The organism is Phyllobacterium sp. CCNWLW109 (genome assembly GCF_037203905.1).
GTDB classification, from domain to species: Bacteria; Pseudomonadota; Alphaproteobacteria; order Rhizobiales; family Rhizobiaceae; genus Phyllobacterium; species Phyllobacterium ifriqiyense.
The window spans coordinates 12,190-30,162 of the sequence record NZ_JBBCBK010000006.1; the positions used below are offsets into that span (position 1 = coordinate 12,190).

The 17,973-nt window shown below is 53.3% G+C and carries 16 protein-coding genes; 11 read left to right on the plus strand and 5 right to left on the minus strand.

Going from position 1 to position 17,973, the window contains the following annotated elements:
• Nucleotides 1-5: 5 nt before the first annotated feature.
• The 3 genes from V9K92_RS21780 to V9K92_RS21790 form a co-directional block, all read right to left on the minus strand.
• Nucleotides 6-1,385, minus strand: coding sequence for an aspartate aminotransferase family protein (locus tag V9K92_RS21780; RefSeq protein WP_337354961.1), 1,380 nt, complete (start codon nucleotides 1,383-1,385; stop codon nucleotides 6-8).
• Between the two features lie 22 nt (nucleotides 1,386-1,407).
• Nucleotides 1,408-2,901, minus strand: coding sequence for an NAD-dependent succinate-semialdehyde dehydrogenase (locus V9K92_RS21785; protein ID WP_337354962.1), 1,494 nt, complete (start codon nucleotides 2,899-2,901; stop codon nucleotides 1,408-1,410).
• 118 nt (nucleotides 2,902-3,019) lie between these two features.
• On the minus strand, nucleotides 3,020-3,517 hold the full coding sequence (locus V9K92_RS21790) for an Lrp/AsnC family transcriptional regulator (RefSeq protein WP_307284872.1): 498 nt from the start codon (nucleotides 3,515-3,517) through the stop codon (nucleotides 3,020-3,022).
• Nucleotides 3,518-3,601: 84 nt separating this feature from the next.
• Between V9K92_RS21790 and ehuR the strand changes: the two genes are divergently transcribed.
• From ehuR to V9K92_RS21845, 11 genes are all read left to right on the plus strand, one after another.
• On the plus strand, nucleotides 3,602-4,987 hold the full coding sequence (gene ehuR, locus V9K92_RS21795) for a MocR-like ectoine utilization transcription factor EhuR (protein WP_337354963.1): 1,386 nt from the start codon (nucleotides 3,602-3,604) through the stop codon (nucleotides 4,985-4,987).
• A 125-nt stretch (nucleotides 4,988-5,112) separates the two neighbouring features.
• Nucleotides 5,113-5,910, plus strand: coding sequence for an ectoine/hydroxyectoine ABC transporter ATP-binding protein EhuA (ehuA, locus tag V9K92_RS21800; protein WP_115053131.1), 798 nt, complete (start codon nucleotides 5,113-5,115; stop codon nucleotides 5,908-5,910).
• Nucleotides 5,911-5,957: 47 nt separating this feature from the next.
• The gene (gene ehuB / locus V9K92_RS21805; protein ID WP_370878820.1) at nucleotides 5,958-6,806 is read left to right on the plus strand and encodes an ectoine/hydroxyectoine ABC transporter substrate-binding protein EhuB; all 849 of its coding nucleotides are present in this window, start codon (nucleotides 5,958-5,960) and stop codon (nucleotides 6,804-6,806) included.
• Nucleotides 6,807-6,878: 72 nt separating this feature from the next.
• Entirely contained in the window at nucleotides 6,879-7,538 is a 660-nt protein-coding gene (gene ehuC / locus V9K92_RS21810) for an ectoine/hydroxyectoine ABC transporter permease subunit EhuC (protein WP_115053132.1), read from the plus strand.
• 9 nt (nucleotides 7,539-7,547) lie between these two features.
• A complete protein-coding gene (gene ehuD, locus V9K92_RS21815; protein WP_115053133.1) occupies nucleotides 7,548-8,204 on the plus strand; it encodes an ectoine/hydroxyectoine ABC transporter permease subunit EhuD in 657 nt (218 codons plus the stop codon).
• Nucleotides 8,205-8,215: 11 nt separating this feature from the next.
• Nucleotides 8,216-8,995, plus strand: coding sequence for an ectoine utilization protein EutA (gene eutA / locus V9K92_RS21820; RefSeq protein ID WP_337354964.1), 780 nt, complete (start codon nucleotides 8,216-8,218; stop codon nucleotides 8,993-8,995).
• A 2-nt stretch (nucleotides 8,996-8,997) separates the two neighbouring features.
• A complete protein-coding gene (gene eutB, locus V9K92_RS21825; protein ID WP_337354965.1) occupies nucleotides 8,998-10,002 on the plus strand; it encodes a hydroxyectoine utilization dehydratase EutB in 1,005 nt (334 codons plus the stop codon).
• Entirely contained in the window at nucleotides 9,990-10,982 is a 993-nt protein-coding gene (eutC, locus tag V9K92_RS21830; protein ID WP_337354966.1) for an ectoine utilization protein EutC, read from the plus strand. The genes eutB and eutC overlap by 13 nt, the downstream gene beginning before the upstream one ends.
• A 34-nt stretch (nucleotides 10,983-11,016) precedes the next feature.
• Nucleotides 11,017-12,198, plus strand: a complete 1,182-nt coding sequence (gene doeA / locus V9K92_RS21835) for an ectoine hydrolase DoeA (RefSeq protein WP_337354967.1) — start codon at nucleotides 11,017-11,019, stop codon at nucleotides 12,196-12,198.
• Nucleotides 12,199-12,205: 7 nt separating this feature from the next.
• Complete coding sequence (gene doeB, locus V9K92_RS21840) at nucleotides 12,206-13,210, plus strand: N(2)-acetyl-L-2,4-diaminobutanoate deacetylase DoeB (RefSeq protein ID WP_337354968.1); 1,005 nt, start codon at nucleotides 12,206-12,208, stop codon at nucleotides 13,208-13,210.
• Nucleotides 13,211-13,356: 146 nt separating this feature from the next.
• A complete protein-coding gene (locus V9K92_RS21845) occupies nucleotides 13,357-13,611 on the plus strand; it encodes a GlsB/YeaQ/YmgE family stress response membrane protein (RefSeq protein WP_008123031.1) in 255 nt (84 codons plus the stop codon).
• Between the two features lie 54 nt (nucleotides 13,612-13,665).
• Here the strand turns inward: V9K92_RS21845 and V9K92_RS21850 are convergent, their stop codons facing one another.
• Nucleotides 13,666-16,752: an efflux RND transporter permease subunit gene (locus V9K92_RS21850; RefSeq protein ID WP_115053138.1), complete on the minus strand. Its 3,087-nt coding sequence runs from the start codon at nucleotides 16,750-16,752 to the stop codon at nucleotides 13,666-13,668.
• Entirely contained in the window at nucleotides 16,749-17,966 is a 1,218-nt protein-coding gene (locus V9K92_RS21855) for an efflux RND transporter periplasmic adaptor subunit (RefSeq protein ID WP_336440162.1), read from the minus strand. Before V9K92_RS21855 ends, V9K92_RS21850 begins: the two co-directional genes overlap by 4 nt.
• Between the last annotated feature and the right edge of the window lie 7 nt (nucleotides 17,967-17,973).

Genomic DNA, 17,973 nt, shown 5'->3' on the forward strand with positions numbered 1-17,973 from the left:
GAACCTCAGAGCGTTTTTGCAATCGACTCGACCGCTTTGGTCGCAGCATTGACAACCGTGTCAGCCTCGTCCCGGGTCAAACATAATGGTGGTGCAAAGCCCAGAATATCGCCTTGCGGCATGGCCCGCCCAAGCACGCCAAGTTCAGCCAGAGCTGCCGCAATGCGTGGTCCGACTTTCAATGCAGGGTCAAAAAATTTCCTATCGTCTTTGTCAGCAACAAATTCTACGGCGGCGAGCATCCCGTCACCGCGCACTTCACCGACGATGGCATTCTCTGCCAAGGCTTCAGTCAACTGCTTGCGGAAATAAGCACCGGTTTCACCGGCATTTGTCACAAGATCGAGCTTGTCGATAAGTTCGAGATTGGCGATACCAGCCGCGGTGCAGATCGGATGTGCTGAATAGGTCCAACCATGCCCGATTGCACCAAGCATATCGGATCCCTTCACCAGTACCTGCCAAACCTTGTCTGAAACGATGACGCCCGAGAGCGGTGCATATGCTGAGGTGAGCCCCTTCGCAATGGTGATCAGATCGGGCTTAATGCCATAATGATCCGATCCGAACATTGTACCCAAACGGCCAAATCCGGTAACCACTTCATCAGCTACGAGTAAAATGTCGTATTTGTTGAGTACGGCCTGAATTTTTTCCCAGTAACCTGCTGGCGGCGGGACAATGCCGCCTGTCCCAAGAATTGGCTCACCGATGAAGGCTGCGACTGTTTCCGGTCCTTCTGCAAGGATCATCTCTTCCAGCTTGTCGGCACAATGTTGCGAAAATTGCTCTTCGCTCATCGAACGATCTTCGCGGCGGAAGTAATAAGGTGCTTCCGTGTGGAGAATTGGCGCACGCGGCAGATCAAAGGCATTATGGAAAAGCTCAAGCCCTGTCATGCTGCCGGTCATGATTCCCGAGCCATGATAGCCACGCCAACGGGAAATGATTTTCTTCTTTTCAGGACGACCCAGAATATTGTTGTAGTACCAGATCAATTTGATGTTGGTTTCATTGGCGTCAGAGCCGGAAAGCCCGAAATAGACCCGGCTCATTCCTTCCGGCGCGCGATCAATGATCATCTTGGAAAGTGTTATTGATGCATCCGTGCCATGCCCGACGTAGGCATGGTAATAAGCGAGCTCGTGAGCCTGTTTTGCAATGGCGTCGGCGATTTCGGTTCGGCCATAGCCAACATTGACGCAGTAAAGGCCCGCGAATGCATCGATACTTGTGCGACCGGTACTATCGGTAATATGAACGCCCTCACCGCTTTTGATAATACGCGTTGGTGTTTCACCGCGCGCATGAGCGCCCATATGAGTTGACGGGTGAAAGAAGTGGTCCCGATCCCAGGCGTTCAATTCGTTCGAGCGTTCAAGCATGGTACTATCCTGTTCTTCTAAATCAGTGAGTGTCGATGCAGAGATATTTTAGTTCTGTGAAAGCCTCGATTCCGTGCCGCGATCCTTCGCGCCCCAGCCCGGACTGTTTAATGCCCCCGAAGGGAATTGGCGCGCCGGTGATTTTCACCCGGTTTATAGCGACCATTCCATATTCGAGGCTACGGCCAAGACGCAGCATTCGCGCCCCATCCTTGGTCACGGCATAAGCAACCAAACCATATTCTGTATCGTTGGCGCGCTGAACGACCTCTTCTTCCGTATCAAATACGGCAAGAGCCGCCACAGGGCCGAATGTCTCTTCGCGCATGATCAGTGCATCTTCTGGTACATTCAAAAGAAGCGTGGGCTCATAAAATAGTGCACCGGCGTCATGGCGCTTGCCGCCGACAGCGCATTTCGCGCCTCGTGCCACGGCATCCTCAACCTGCTCTTCAACCTTTTGAACGGCGCGTTGATGCATCAGAGGACCGATATCAACGCCCTCAGTCAATCCTGGAGCGACCTTCAGCTTAGAAATCCGCCTGGCAAATGCTGCGGCAAAAGCCGCATGTATTGGGCGCTCAACGTAAATCCGGTTTGCAGCGAGACAATCCTGTCCCGAAGTGGCGAACTTTGCATCAATGGCGATGTCTACGGCGCGATCAATATCCGCATCGGCAAACACGATAAGCGGTGCATGACCGCCCAATTCCATCACGAGAGTTTTCATGGTTGGCGCACATTGCGCCGCGATAAGCCGGCCAATTTCTGTTGAACCGGTGAAGCTTAACGCCCGGACGCGCGGGTCTTCGCACATGCGTCCAACCACTGTTGCAGCGTCGCCTGTCACAATATTGAAAACGCCAGCAGGAATACCTGCACGATCAGCAAGCTCTGCCAGAGCAAGCGCCGAAAGCGGCGTTTCCGATGATGGATGCGCAACGACAGTACAACCAGCGGCCAAGGCTGCTGCTGCCTTTCGCGTCAGCATGGCTGATGGGAAGTTCCAGGGCGTAACAATCCCGACAACGCCAATTGCCTCGCGGCGAACAATCATCTCAGCGCCGGAAAGATGACTTGTTACATTCTCGGCGTTTAAGCGCTTGGCCTCTTCCGCATACCACTCGATAAAGGAGGCGGCATACTCGATTTCGCCACGCGATTCACTGAGCGGCTTGCCCTGCTCAAGGGTCATGATCAAAGCCAGATCATCCTTCGCAGCCAATATGAGTTCGTACCACTTCCGCAATCTTGCCGTTCGCTCTTGAGGGAGAAGCGCCCGCCAAGCCGGCCAAGCTCTCACGGCAGCATCAACTGCAATCGAAGTTTGATCCGCATTGAGCTTGGATACCCAGGCTATAGCAGCACCGGTTGCAGGGTCAGAAACTTCAAAGGTCTGTCCTGCATCACCTGCAGTCCAATGGCCGTCGACATAGGCCAGTTCGCGCAGCATGCGCCGGTCGGTCAGGCGATCAAGGGCGGCATGGCGATCTGGTCGTGCAAAGTGAGCGGACATTCAACTCTCCCGGAATTGTTCGGTGCAAGGGTCGCACAAATCGGAAGAGAGACAGCCTGTATGAGACGCCGGGTTAAGAGAGATTGTCTTTATTTCGTAACACTGGAAGAGAGATTGACTAGCTATTATCCGCGTCGGTCAACAACTCAGCCACAGGCAATACCGCGTCATCTTTGACGGTCTTTGTCACGATATAGGTAAAATACCGGTCTATGCCGATTTCGCGTTGCAAAAGGTCATCCACCAGTCGCTGATATGCATCGATATCGCGAGTCATGACTTTGAGAACGTAATCGACGCCTCCTCCGACCGACCAACAGGCAACCACTTCTGGCAGCGTTTTGATTGCGCGTTCAAACCGTTCGAAATCCGCTTGTTTGTGCGCACCCAGAGTAACTTCCATGAGCACGGTCGTAATGGGCGCGATAAGCCGCAACGCGATACGGGCATGATACCCTGTAATGACACCTGCCTTTTCCAGGCGGCGCAGGCGTGTCCAGCAGGGTGTCGGAGATATTCCCACCCGCTCGGCCAGTGCAAGCTTGGTGATCCGGCCTTCCCGCTGGATTTCATCAAGGATGCGTATATCGATTGGATCTAGCTTGATTGAGGTCATGATACGCCCGTTGGATTCATGTTATAATCATGACGTTGTGATTTTTTGATTGTCAATTGCACTGACTTCGATCACTTATAAATCATGACATTGTGGCAACCAGATCCAACAAGCCTTCGCCGTCCAGCCTATCTATCGCTGGCAGAACAGATTGCACGTGCTATCGCTGATGGCAAACTGGAAGGTGGCGCCCGTCTGCCAACGCATCGACGAATGGCCGATGATTTGCGACTTTCGGTGCAGACTGTCAGTCGCGCCTATGAAGAATTGATTCGCCGCAATTTGATTTCGGGTGAAACCGGGCGTGGTACATTCGTCTGTCAAAACAGCCGTGAGCCGGATCCTCCCTATCTGCCGGAACGACTTGGCGAGGTTATCGATCTGTCCATCTTGAAGCCCATATGCGAGCCAATGCATTTGGAGCGCATGAAAAAAGCCCTGGCGTGGCTGTCGGAAACCCTGCCTCCAAGTTCGGCTTTATCATTCCGGCCAAATGTTGTTTTCCCGCGCCACCGTACCATCGCAATGGAATGGCTGCGCGCGTGCGGACTGGAGGTGGCGCCTGGGAATATCAGTGTAACAAACGGTGCGACTGCTGCCATGGCGGTCGCCTTGATGAGCGCAGCGCCACCCGGTTCGAAGGTCGCGACGGAAGGGATAGGGCATCACACATTGACGCCGCTAGCCTCCTATCTTGGCCTTACGCTTGAAGGTCTTGCCATCGATGATCAGGGCATTATTCCGGAATCGCTCGACGAATGCTGCAGGGTCACCGGTATCCAAGCAGTTTTCGTTCAGCCCTCGGTTATCAATCCGACCGGGACACTGATGGGCCTGGAGCGGCGAAATGCTCTGGTGGCTATTGCCCGTAAGCATGACATCGCGATCATCGAGAGTGATGTGCTGGGCCCGCTTGTCGAGCATCGTCCGCCTCCCATCGCATCAATTGCGCCAGAGCGAACGCTCTATTTCACCAGTTTCACCAAGATCGTCATACCTGGTCTGCGGATCGGCTATTTGGTGGCACCTGATCGCTATGTCGCTGCTGTTGCCAATAGGCATCTTGTTTCAAACTGGATGGCCACACCGATCGTTGCAGAAATTGCGAGCCGATGGGTATCGGACGGCACGGCCATGGAATTGGTCAACTGGCAGCGTGAGGCGCTGCGGGCCAGACATTCCGTTGCTGCCGAAGTCTTAAGCGGCATTCCTTTCTTGTCACATCCGCAAAGCCTGCACATCTGGTTACCTCTAACTGGGGAGCGGACTGAAGAAGCTTTTGTGGCGCATGCAAGGCTGCAAGGAGTTGCCATCGCACCCGGCGCGTCCTTCCGCATCTCAAATTATCCGTGGCATCCGGCGGTACGGATCTCGCTCGGCTCAACAACTGAGCAGGAGCTGCGGTCCGGACTTGGTGTCGTTGCCAATCTTCTTCGTGGCGACCTTGAACATCTGCTCCTTGCTATTTGACCAAACTGCCTGATTTTTCATCACGATCAGTTAAATTGTCATGATTTAATTTTAACAATTGACATGATTTCATAAGTCTCCCATCGTTAGCGCATGAGGTTGTCTCAACCAGAAGGGAGACACGCATGCCACCATCCGCAGCCGCACCAATCATCGAGATTGACGGCATCAGTAAAAGTTTTGGTGCGTTCAAAGTTTTGAACGACCTGTCATTCAGTGTAGCACCGGGCGAAAAGCTCGCTCTCATTGGACCATCGGGCTCGGGAAAGACTACGATCCTGCGCATCCTCATGACGCTTGAGGGAATAGATTCCGGAACGATCCGCGTTGCCGGCGACAATCTTTATCAGATGGAGCGTAACGGAAAGCTGCAACCAGCGGATGACGCGCATCTTCACAAAATGCGCGAAAAGATTGGCATGGTCTTTCAGTTGTTCAATCTGTTTCCGCACAAATGCGTGCTCGATAATGTGACGTTAGCGCCCATGCTGACAAAGGGCGTCGCGAAAAAAGATGCCGAGCAGCACGCAATGGAATTGCTGGACATGGTTGGGCTTGCGGATAAGGCGAAATCCATGCCGTCGCAGCTCTCCGGTGGCCAAAAACAGCGCGTCGCAATTGCCCGTGCTTTGGCCCTCCAACCGAAGATCATGTTGTTTGACGAAGTTACATCTGCCCTCGATCCAGAACTCGTGGAGGAAGTGCTGAACGTGCTTTGGCGTCTGTGCCGCGAAACAGACATGACAATGCTTCTCGTTACCCACGAGATGGGTTTTGCCCATGATTTTGCTGATCGCGTTCTGTTCTTTGATCGCGGTCGAATTGTCGAGGATGGCAAGCCGGACGAAATTTTCAGACATCCGAAGCAGGAAAGAACACAGGCCTTCCTGAAAAAGATCATCGCCGCAGGTCACCGCATCTAACAGGCCCTCGGCGATCCTACAAAAAAGAAAACCAAGGAGTTGGGAACATGATGAAACTACAAACGATCAGTGCATTGTTGGGAGCCGCAGCATTGTCTGCTCTGGTTTCTTCAATGCCGGCAAAGGCTGACGAAGCGCTCGACAAGTTGAAAGCGCAAGGCTTTGCCCGCATTGCAATTGCAAATGAACCGCCATTCACGGCCGTTAAGGCCGATGGCAGCGTATCGGGTGCCGGTCCGGATGTTGCTCGTGCGGTGTTCAAAAAGCTCGGCGTCAACGATGTCGTTGCTTCAATTTCCGAGTATGGGGCCATGATCCCCGGTCTTCAGGCTGGCCGTCATGATGTTGTTACTGCTGGTCTTTTCATGAAGCCAGAACGCTGCAATGCAGTGTCCTATTCGGAACCGATCCTTTGTGACGCCGAGGCATTCCTCGTTAAAAAAGGCAATCCAAAAGGCTTCAAGAGCTATGCGGATATTGCTAAGGATGAGAAAGCTACAATCGGCGCGCCGGGCGGCGGTACGGAAGAGCGCCTGGCTCTTGAAGCAGGCGTACCACGTGAGCGCGTTATTGTTGTGCCGGACGGCCAGAGCGGTTTGAAAATGCTGCAGGACGGTCGCATCGATACATATTCCCTGCCCGTTCTTTCAATCAATGATCTGGTCAAAAAGGCAAATGATCCGAACATCGAAGTCATTGCGCCGGTACAGGGTGCTCCTGTTTATTGCGATGGCGCAGCTTTCCGCAAGGGCGACACTGCTCTGCGTGATGAGTTTGACAAGGTTCTTGCCGAGATGAAGACATCTGGCGAATTTGCCAAAATCATAGAGCCATATGGTTTCTCGGCAGCGGCAGCCATCTCGACCAATCGCGAAAAGCTTTGCGCCGCCAAATAAGGCCGCAAGCAATGCCGCTTCGCTTAAAGGTGAAGCGGCTCTTTCCTTTACTCTTACAAAGGTGGCGAAGCGATGGGCCAATGGGCCGGCTATCTGCAACTTATCCTCGACGGCGCAATCGTCACCATCCAGCTGACGCTGATGGGCTCAGTGCTGGCATTGGTAATGGCATTTCTCGCCGGGCTTGGGAGATTATCTCGCATCGCTCCCGTTCGCTGGCTTGCGACGGCCTATATTGAATTTTTTCGTGGCACGTCGATTTTCGTACAATTATTCTGGGCCTATTTTGTGCTGCCGCTCTTTGGCTTTTCGCTCACGCCGTTGCAGGCGGGCGTGCTTGCGCTGGGCCTGAATGTAGGCGCTTACGGCGCAGAAGTGGTTCGCGGAGCAGTCAAGTCCATTGGTAAAGAGCAATACGAGGCTTGTATCGCGCTCAATCTGACACGCTGGCAGGGCCTGCGCAAAATCATCCTGCCGCAGGCATTCGTCCTGATGCTTCCGACATTTGGTAATAATGCCATTGAGCTTTTAAAAGCGTCAGCTGTCGTATCGCTCATATCGCTTTCGGATATGACATTTCAGGCCCAAGTCGTACGTGCGCAAACCGGCAATACACTCGTCCCGTTTCTGACGATCCTTGTGCTGTACTTTCTTATCGCCAGCATCATCTCCCTCGCAATCCGTGGTCTCGAGCGTTACCTGACGCGCGGCCTAGACGGCATCAGGTCATAGGAGGCGAAAATGGAATGGGATTGGGCTTTCGTCGTTCAAATTCTTCCAACGCTGATCGAAGGCGTGAAAATTACCATTATTGCCACCCTGCTCGGGTCGGTTCTGGCCGCGATTGTTGGGCTTGTCATCGCCATTATACGCCGTTCCAGCAACCGGCTGATATCAATGCCAATGGGTTTTATTGCCGAGTTCATTCGCGGCACGCCATTGCTGGTGCAGCTCTACTTCATTTTCTACGTGTTGCCGGACCTCGGGGTTACGCTTTCGCCGCTCGTCGCAGGTGTCATCGGGCTCGGGCTGCATTACGGCACATACACGGCTGAAGTGTACCGCGCTGGCATTGATAATGTGGCGCGCGGCCAATGGGAGGCGGCAAAGGCATGCAATCTTAGCCCTTTCCAGACATGGACCCAGATTATCATGCCGCAGGCATTGCCGCCGATGATCCCGGCTTTGGCTAACTATTTCATCGCCATGTTCAAGGAAACCCCGCTGCTTTCAGCGATCACGGTACTTGAGTTGATGAACCAGGCTCGCAGCATCGCCAACTACAATTACAGATATATTGAACCGATCACGATGGTTGGTGCGTTCTTCCTCGTCATTAGTGTCGTTTCTGTAATCGGGCTGCGTTGGCTGGAACGCCGATATGGCAAGATCGATTGAGGAGTACAAAGATGGACTCGATCCCGACTATTCGCCAGACGGACTTGCATCTTGATTTTGATGATCGGCCTTTATCAAAGCGCGTCGGCCTCCTCATTCTTGCCACCGATCACACGACCGAGCCGGACTTTCAGCGTATGGTGGCCAGCAGCAATATTGGCCTTTATACGTCACGCATTCCCTATGCCAATCCAACCACACCTGGAAATCTGCGGCGTATGCTTCGTCCGATGAGCGAAGGCGCATGGATGATCCTGCCCGACGAAGAGCTTGATGCAATCTGTTATTCCTGCACGTCAGCCTCTGTGGTCATTGGCGATGATGAAATTGAGCATGCCATTCGGCAGGCCAAACCGAACGTGCCTGTGGTTACGCCCACATTGGCCGCCGTTAAGGCATTGGAGGCGTTCGATGCGAAAAGGATCAGCATTCTTACGCCTTACACGCTTGAGACCAGCACTCCAATGGCGAGCTATTTCAGCGACAAGGGCTTTGAGATTGCGAATTTCAGCTGCTTTGGACTGGATGATGACCGGGAGATGGCAAGGATCAGCACAAAGTCATTGATCTTGGCTGCACGCGAAACAATCGCCAGCGAAGCGGATGCCTTGTTCATATCTTGTACTGCCGTTCGCGCAGCAATTGTGGCGGCAGAAATCGAACAGGCGATTGGCAAGCCAGTTGTGACCAGTAATCTTGCAACCGCATGGGCAACTCTGCGTATATGCGGTGATCACTCGTTTAAGCCTGAACACGGCAGCCTGATGGCTCAGCCCATGGCAAGCTGGTGAAAATGGCTTCAAACCTCGTCAGCATAAACGATATTGAACAGGCGCATGATGCCATTGCGGCTAAAGTCGTGCGAACACCTACAGTTCAATCCGCGTATCTTACTCAACAGCTGGGCGTCCCCGTCTGGCTGAAACTTGAACATCGGCAAACAACCGGTAGCTTCAAATTACGCGGCGCGACCAATGCATTGAGCCAGCTTTCCGAGGCTGAAAAGCGGCGCGGCGTTGTTGCTGCGTCAACAGGAAATCATGGTCGCGCACTTGCCTATGCTGCGCGACTGGAAGGCATGCGAGCCGTAATCTGCATGTCCCGTCTCGTTCCCCAGAACAAGGTTGATGAAATTCGCCGCCTTGGTGCCGAGATACATATTGTCGGAAAATCGCAGGATGACGCTCAAGAGGAAGTCGAGCGCCTGGTTCTTCAAGACGGTTTGGTGATGGTGCCGCCTTTCGACAATGCACATGTCATTGCAGGACAAGGCACGCTCGGACTGGAGATGGCCGAAGACGTTCCAAATATTCACACGGTCTTTGTTCCTCTGTCAGGTGGCGGGCTGGCCTCCGGCGTTGCCTGTGCGATCAAGTCGAAGCAGCCGAATGCAAAAGTCATTGGTGTTTCCATGCAGAATGGCGCCGCTATGCACGCAAGTTTGAAAGCAGGCAGACCCGTGCTCGTTGAGGAAAGCGCTAGTCTGGCGGATTCGCTCGGTGGTGGTATCGGCCTCGATAATCGTTTCACCTTCGCAATGGCTCGTGACCTTCTTGACGATGTAATTTTACTGACCGAGCCGGAAATCGCAGCAGGCATGCGTCATGCCTATCAACATGAGCGCGAAGTGATAGAGGGTGCCGCTGCTGTCGGTATTGGCGCGTTGCTTTCAGGCAAAGTGCGCGCGGACGGGCCAATCATTGTCATTTTATCCGGGCGCAACGTCGATATGAATCAGCACAAGAGTGTCATCTGCGCTGATCAGTCCAGTGGAAGAGCAGAACAATGCCCCGCATGATCATTCTGACAGAAGCAGAACTACGCAAAATCATCTGGTTGAATCTTGACGCTGTCGCCTGCGTTGAAAACGCTTTTGAGGCACTCGCAACAAAAGCAGTGGCCATGCCATCTATTTTGCGCCTCGATATTCCCGAACATCGAGGCGAAGTTGATGTCAAAACCGCCTATGTGCCGGGCATTGATAGTTTTGCAATAAAGATCAGCCCCGGTTTCTTTGACAATCCAAAACTTGGTTTGCCGAGCGTCAATGGAATGATGGTTTTGCTGAGCAGTAAAACCGGGCTCGTAGAAGCATTGCTTCTCGATAATGGCTATTTGACCGATATTCGTACCGCCGCTGCTGGTGCAGTGGCAGCCAAGCATTTGTCGCGCCCCGATTCTACCGTCGCGACGATTTTCGGTGCGGGTGTGCAGGCACTGTTACAGTTAAAGGCGCTCACTCTCGTTCGGCCTATCGAGAAGGCATGTTTCTGGGCAAGAGATTACGCCAAGGCCGAACAGATTGCCGATAGCGCAAGCAAAGAATTTGGTTTTCCCGTTAAAGCGATTGCCGATCCGGAACATGCGGCGGCTCTTGCGGACATTATTGTCACGACTACCCCCTCCTCCGATCCCCTTCTGCAAGCTGCCTGGCTACGTGCCGGGCAACACGTCACCGCCATGGGGTCAGACGCCGAACATAAGAACGAGCTGGCTCCCGACATAATAACCAAGGCTGATCTCTACATTGCCGACAGTCTCAAGCAGACACGCATTTTGGGCGAACTACATCACGCAATCAAAGCCGGCTTAGTAGGTCCAGACGCTGCATATGGTGAGCTCGGGGCAGTCATTGCCGGTTCCGCAAAAGGCCGCGCCTCACCGTCCCAAATCACATTGGCTGACCTGACGGGCACGGGCGTGCAGGACACAGCCATCGCCACGCTGGCACGGGAACGCGCAGCCCACGCAAATGCTGGAACCAGTTTCGAAAGTTGATAAGGGGCTTTTGCCCAAGCATGAGGAAATAGAAATGACCGGACCTAACCTGAAGTTTACGAAGCAGGAGTTTGCCGATCGATTGAAGAAGACACGCGCTGCAATGAAGGCACGCGGAATCGATCTTTTGATCTGCAGCGATCCATCCAATATGGCGTGGCTCACCGGATATGATGGCTGGTCGTTTTACGTTCATCAGGCTGTCCTTGTGCCGCCTGAAGGAGAGCCTCTCTGGTATGGTCGCGGGCAGGATGCGAATGGCGCCAAACGCACAGCCTATCTGAACCATGACAACATCATTGGTTATGCGGACCACTACGTTCAGTCAACAGAACGCCATCCCATGGACTTCCTGTCGCAAATTATTGAGGAGCGCGGTTGGGACAAGCTCACTATCGGCGTCGAGATGGACAATTACTGGTTTTCCGCCGCCGCCTATGGCTCGTTGCAAAAACATCTGCCCAAAGCCCGCTTTGTTGATGGGACGGCTTTGGTAAACTGGCAGCGCGCAGTCAAAAGTCCCACCGAAATTGATTATATGCGCAAGGCTGGGCGTATTGTCGAACTGATGCATCAACGTATCGTCGATAAGATCGAGCCCGGAATGCGTAAATGCGATCTGGTGGCAGAGATTTACGATGCTGGAATTCGTGGAACGCCAGAGTTTGGCGGCGACTATCCCGCCATCGTGCCTTTGCTTCCTTCCGGTGCGGATGCTTCCGCACCCCACCTCACCTGGAATGACAAGCCAATGAAGCTTGGCGAAGGGACATTCTTTGAGATTGCAGGTTGCTACAACCGTTATCACGTACCACTTTCCCGCACAGTGTTTCTCGGCAAGCCGACACAGGAGTTCCTGGATGCGGAAAAAGCCACGCTCGAAGGTATGGAGGCAGGTCTTGCGGCAGCGAAACCCGGTAATACATGCGAAGACATTGCCAACGGCTTCTTTGGTGTCTTGAAGAAATACGGAATCGTAAAAGACAATCGTACCGGCTATCCAATCGGTATTTCCTATCCACCGGATTGGGGCGAACGCACCATGAGCCTGCGTCCCGGCGATAAGACGGTGCTTGAACCGGGTATGACATTTCACTTCATGACCGGACTTTGGCTGGAGACGATGGGGCTTGAGATCACCGAGAGCATTTTGATCACCGATACCGGCGTTGAATGTCTCGCCAACTTCCCGCGCAAGCTTATCGTCAAAAACTGAGGCTACGATGCAGTTACAGACACTTCGGCCCTCACCTGTCACGCCCACCATTGATCTCGACAAGCAGGGTGTACAGCATGGTTTCTTGAGATTGCCTTATAGCCGCGACGACTCTGCGTGGGGATCTGTAATGATCCCTATAGCGGTTCTGCGTAATGGAGATGGACCGACGGCACTTCTAACGGGCGGCAATCACGGCGACGAGTATGAAGGTCCGATAGCCCTGTTCGATCTTGCCCGGACACTCGACATCAACACCATCAATGGCACCGTCATCATTGTGCCCGCGATGAACTATCCGGCATTTCAGGCTGGCACGCGGACATCGCCCATCGATAAAGGCAATATGAACCGAAGCTATCCCGGGAAGCCGGATGGCACGGTAACGCAGAAGATCGCCGACTACTTCACTCGGGAATTGCTCCCGCGTGCGGATGTGGTCTTGGATTTCCATTCAGGCGGCAAGACGCTTGATTTCGTGCCTTTCGCTGCGGCTCATATTCTGCCTGACAAGGTTCAAGAGGCCAAAGGCTTTGATGCGGTCAAGGCATTCTCTGCCCCATGGTCCATGCGGATGTTGGAGATTGATGCCGTCGGAATGTATGACACGACCGTGGAAGAAATGGGCAAGGTGTTTGTCACCACTGAACTTGGTGGTGGCGGTACGGCTCGCGCCGAAACGGTGGCGATAGCAAAGCGCGGCGCAGCAAATGTTCTTCGGCATGCGGGCATTTTGCACGGCGCAATTGAACATCGTGAGACCCGTTGGCTCGACATGCCATCTGGAAACTGCTTCTCATTTGCCGAGGATGCAGGCCTCATTGAAACCATGGTCGATCTTGGCGAAGCAGTTCAGGAAGGGCAATTGATTGCTCAAATCTATCCGATTGGCCGCACTGGTGCTGCTCCCGCGGAAATAAGAGCTGGAATAACCGGCGTTCTTGCGGCTCGACACTTCCCAGGCTTGGTCAAACCGGGTGATTGTGTAGCTGTCGTTGGAACTGTTGACTAAGCAGCGGTTTTGGCTGGATCAAGTTTCGTTATCCAAAAGCACGGGCTCAGCGTAAACTTCGTCTTGATGATTCTCTTGCCGATTATGGATTGAGGAATCCAGGCCTGCGAACCATCGTGGTGAAACCGGTTATTGGAGAACTTGATATGGGCGGAGAAGGTCTTCTCGTATTTCTACTGGTTGGACTGATTGCTGGCTGGCTGGCCAGCATGCTGGTTCGCGGCGGTGGCTTTGGCCTCGTCGGCGACCTTGTCGTCGGCGTGATCGGCGCTTTTATTGCAGGGTTCTTGTTTCCAAGGCTCGGCATCTCGTTGGGTGCGGGCATAATCGGACAGATTATCGCTGCAGCAATTGGCGCGATTATCCTGCTTGTAATCATCCGCGCCGTTAAACGCGCCTGATTACTGTACCGTAAAAAAGGCCTCCGGATCGATCTGGTCCGGAGGCCTTTTTGTTTATTGGTTTACTCTGCCGTAGTGGCCCGCCGCAGTGGGCTCAGGGTCGGCGGCCTCTGACTTCAAATCCTTTCTGGAAATGAAGGTGTAGAACATCGGCACCACAAACAGTGTGAAGATCGTTCCGACCAAAATACCGGAGAAGATCACCAGACCGATCGAGTAACGAGCGGCTGCACCTGCGCCTGTTGCCGTGATCAATGGGATAACGCCCAAGGCCATAGCTGCAGTTGTCATCAGGATCGGGCGAAGACGTGTCTTTGCCGCCAGAATAATCGCGTCATGTCGCGAAATTCCATGAAGCTCACGTTGCTGATTGGCAAACTCCACCATCAAAATACCATGCTTGGTAATCAGCCCGACGAGCGTGATCAGTCCAACCTGTGTATAGATGTTCAGCGTGCCCAGCCCGAGATTCAGCGGTACGATAGCACCAAAGATCGACAGGGGAACCGACATCATGATGATGAACGGATCACGGAAGCTTTCGAACTGCGCCGCAAGCACGAGATAGATAACCACCACAGCCAAAGCAAATGCGATCAGGATTGTACTTCCCTGTTCGATTTCCAGACGAGACTGGCCTGAATAATCCATGAAGAACCCATCCGGCATCAATGGACGTGCAGTATCGATAACCGTTTGCAGGCCCTGACCGGTCGTCACGCCAGGCAGTGGCAATGCCGAGATGGTCGCGGAATTGAGCTGGTTGAACTGCTCGATAGCCGCTGGCGATGCATTCTCGCTGATTTTCACAACCGCAGACAGAGGAACCATTGTTCCCGATGCACTCCTGACGAAGTACTGTCCCAGTTTATCCGGATTGGACCGGAAATCCTGCGGGACCTGCGGATAGATATCATAGCTGTTGGAGTCGCGATCAAACTTCGACACTTTCGGCTCACCAACGAGCAAACCGAGCGTCTGACCTATCTCGCTGACGGGAACGCCCAAGGCCGAAGCCCTGTCACGGTCGATCGTGATCGTGACTTGAGGTGCGTTGAATGACAGCGAGTTCTGGACGATAATGAACTGACCAGACGCCTGCGCCTTGTTCTTGATCTCTTCGGCAACTTCAAAGACCTTGTCAGCCGGTCCCGTTGACTGAATGACCACCGAGATAGGCAAGCCACCGCCTGTACCCGGAAGCGTTGGTGGTGAGAAGATGAATGCCTCCGCGCCGGCTATAGGCGAAATACGGCCTTGCAACTCTTCCTGCAATTGCTTCTGCGACTTGTCACGATCAGACCAGTCCTTGAACACCCAGATCGCAAATGCCGAATTTGTCGTTCCCAATCCAAGAATATTGAAGCGGGCTTTTAGCTCCGGCAAATCTTTGGTCAGATTGTCGATCTGATCGGCATAAAGCTTCGTATAAGCAGAGGTAGCATATTGCGGAGCGTTGACGATTGAGAACAGAGCGCCGGAATCTTCTTCCGGAGCCAGTTCAGAAGACGTCTTGGTGAAGAGGAAGCCGGTCAAAGCAACAAGTGCGATAACAATGAACAATGTTACCGGGCGGAAGCCCAGCGACCCGGCAACGCGCCGTTCATATGCACCTTCAAGCCAGCCAAAAGCACCATCGACGATCCGCTGGAACCGGCTATGGTTGCCGCCGCGAAGCAGGAGAGCGCACATCATTGGAGATACGGTCAGAGCGGCCACACCGGAGATGATAACCGAGCCTGCGAGCGTAAACGCAAATTCGCGGAACAATGAACCCGTAAGACCACCCGTAAAGCCTAGCGGTGCGAACACAGCGGCAAGCGTTACAGTCATAGCGATGATAGGGCCGGTAATTTCCTTCATACCGCGCAATGCGGCATCGACTGGTTTCAGCCCCTCTTCGATATGGCGATGAATATTCTCCAAAACGACAATCGCGTCATCCACCACCAGCCCGATCGCAAGAACCATCGCCAAAAGCGATAGAAGATTGATCGAATAGCCTAGCAGGAAAAGGAAAAAGCACACACCGACAAGCGAGATCGGGATAGTTACGACCGGAATAATAACCGACCGGAACGAGCCGAGGAACAGCAAGATAACCGCAACAACGATCAGCACCGCTTCAACAACAGTCTTCAACACTTCTTCGATGGACGAGCTGATTTGCTCAGTAGCATCATAAAGCATGGTGATTGTCATGCCTTCTGGAAGCGACTGTTGAATCGACGGAAGTTCTTCTCGAACAGCGGCGGTCATATCAATCGGATTGGCCGCCGGTGTCGGGAAAATGCCTAGGAATGTACCGCTGGAACCATTGAAGGTCACAACTGTGTCTTTGCTTACCGCACCCAATTCCACGCGCGCAACATCACGCAGACGCACGATATTGTCGCCTTCGGATTTGATCGGCATCGCGCCGAATGCTTCAGGTGTCTGCAATGTTGTCTTGAGGGTAATTGGTGAAGCGACATAAAGGTTCTTCACCTTGCCCGGCGCTGACAGGAAGTTTGACTGATTGATCGCAGTCAGAACTTCCGTTGCGGTTGTACCGCGTGCTGCAAGCTTGATCGGATCGATCCAGACGCGCATCGAGAATACCTGACCACCAAGAATCTGGGCGTCAGCAACACCTTGAATCGTCGACATGCGCGGTTGAATAACGCGTTCGAGATATTCGGTAATCTGCTCACTGGTCATATTGGGGTTCTGCACGGCGAGATACATCGTCGCGAAGTCCTGACCAGTTCCCTTGGTAATGATCGGATCATCGGATTCCGTTGGCAGATCGCCGCGAACCTGATTGACCTTGGAGATAACTTCGGTCAACGCAGCATCGGGGTCAGCGCCAAGCTTCATCTGTACAGTAACTTTACTGGACGATGGCGACGAGGACGAGGTCACATAGTCGATGTTTTCAGTCGTCGTTACCGCTTTTGCGATAGGCGACGAAATAAAGCCCTGCATCAGATCCGCGCTCGCGCCCGGATAGGCTGTTGAAATGGTGATAACCGTTTCCTCGACCTTCGGGTATTCGCGAACGGACAAGTTCACGAGACCCTGGGCGCCAAGCAGAATGATCATCAATGCTACAACCGTCGAGAGGACTGGACGGCGAATGAATATCTCGGAAAAATTCATTTCTTTGGCAGTCCTGCGTCGGTTGTATTGGCTGGGTTAACGGAGTTGTCGATCTTCACCGCAGCGCCGGGGCTCAAGCGGTTTTGACCTGCGGTTACAACTATATCGCCCTTTTTCAGGCCCTTGGTGACTTCAACCACCAATCCAGAGCGACGGCCGGGCGTAACGAAGACCTGAGCTACGACGAGCTTTTCTTCTTTCTTCTCGCCCTCAGCCGGCTTTGCTGCGTCTGCAGGTTTTGCTTCGTCAGACTTTGCGGCGTCTGCAGGAGCCGTGCCTTCAGCTGGCTTTTCTGGAGCAGGACGAACAACAAACACATAGTCGCCATACAAGCTGGAAACGAGCGCTGTCTGAGGCAAGGTCACAACGTTCTCTTCCTTGGGAAGCGTTACGCGAACCTGAGCAAACTGGCCGGGACGAAGCTTGCCGGACGAGTTTTCAACCTTGGCACGTACAGATACAAGCCGGGTCGATGGGTCGATACGTGGTTCAATAGCGGTAATTACGCCATCGAAGCTTTCGTCATTGTCTGTCAGATTGAGCTTGATCGGTTGATCAATGTTGATCGAGGCAAGCGACTGTTCGGGCACAGTAAAATCAACACGCATTGTGTTAAGATCCTGCAACGAAACAACGACCGTGCCTGGCGACAAATACTGACCAAGTTCGATACGAGGGATACCAACCGTACCCTTGAATGGAGCTTTGATGAGCTTTTGATCAAGTACGGCCTGCAACTTGGCGATTTCTGCCTTCTTGGCCAAGGAGGCCGACTGGGCTTCATCTACGCTTGAAACCGCACCGACGCCGCGTGTATTCAGCGTACGTGCGCGCTCCAGCGTCTGGTCAGCCAGAACATCCTGTGCCTTCGCAGCAACGATATCCGCCTTTTCGATGGCATCATCGAGTTGCAACAGAGCTTCACCCTTCTCGATCATCTGGTTGGCTTTGAAAGGAATATCCTTGACGATACCAGCCACCTCTACGGCCAGCTCAACACCCTGAATGGCGCTAACTGTACCAATTGCTTCGATATTGGGCGTCCACACGCCAGGCTCAACCGTATAAGTTGATACGGGAGCGGCTGGCTGCTGCATGGTTGCGAAGAAATCTTTGATAGCCTTATCCCGGAACAGATTGAATCCAACCAATCCAACACCGAGCAATACGACCAGGATCAGAACGATCACGGGGACTATGTAGCGCTTAATCATGGGGGAA

Coding starts and splice junctions, on each gene's coding strand:
- V9K92_RS21780 (WP_337354961.1), bottom strand. CDS start 1,385: ATGCTTGAACGCTCGAACGAATTGAACGCCTGGGATCGGGACCACTTC.
- V9K92_RS21785 (WP_337354962.1), bottom strand. CDS start 2,901: ATGTCCGCTCACTTTGCACGACCAGATCGCCATGCCGCCCTTGATCGC.
- V9K92_RS21790 (WP_307284872.1), bottom strand. CDS start 3,517: ATGACCTCAATCAAGCTAGATCCAATCGATATACGCATCCTTGATGAA.
- ehuR (WP_337354963.1), top strand. CDS start 3,602: ATGACATTGTGGCAACCAGATCCAACAAGCCTTCGCCGTCCAGCCTAT.
- ehuA (WP_115053131.1), top strand. CDS start 5,113: ATGCCACCATCCGCAGCCGCACCAATCATCGAGATTGACGGCATCAGT.
- ehuB (WP_370878820.1), top strand. CDS start 5,958: ATGATGAAACTACAAACGATCAGTGCATTGTTGGGAGCCGCAGCATTG.
- ehuC (WP_115053132.1), top strand. CDS start 6,879: ATGGGCCAATGGGCCGGCTATCTGCAACTTATCCTCGACGGCGCAATC.
- ehuD (WP_115053133.1), top strand. CDS start 7,548: ATGGAATGGGATTGGGCTTTCGTCGTTCAAATTCTTCCAACGCTGATC.
- eutA (WP_337354964.1), top strand. CDS start 8,216: ATGGACTCGATCCCGACTATTCGCCAGACGGACTTGCATCTTGATTTT.
- eutB (WP_337354965.1), top strand. CDS start 8,998: ATGGCTTCAAACCTCGTCAGCATAAACGATATTGAACAGGCGCATGAT.
- eutC (WP_337354966.1), top strand. CDS start 9,990: ATGCCCCGCATGATCATTCTGACAGAAGCAGAACTACGCAAAATCATC.
- doeA (WP_337354967.1), top strand. CDS start 11,017: ATGACCGGACCTAACCTGAAGTTTACGAAGCAGGAGTTTGCCGATCGA.
- doeB (WP_337354968.1), top strand. CDS start 12,206: ATGCAGTTACAGACACTTCGGCCCTCACCTGTCACGCCCACCATTGAT.
- V9K92_RS21845 (WP_008123031.1), top strand. CDS start 13,357: ATGGGCGGAGAAGGTCTTCTCGTATTTCTACTGGTTGGACTGATTGCT.
- V9K92_RS21850 (WP_115053138.1), bottom strand. CDS start 16,752: ATGAATTTTTCCGAGATATTCATTCGCCGTCCAGTCCTCTCGACGGTT.
- V9K92_RS21855 (WP_336440162.1), bottom strand. CDS start 17,966: ATGATTAAGCGCTACATAGTCCCCGTGATCGTTCTGATCCTGGTCGTA.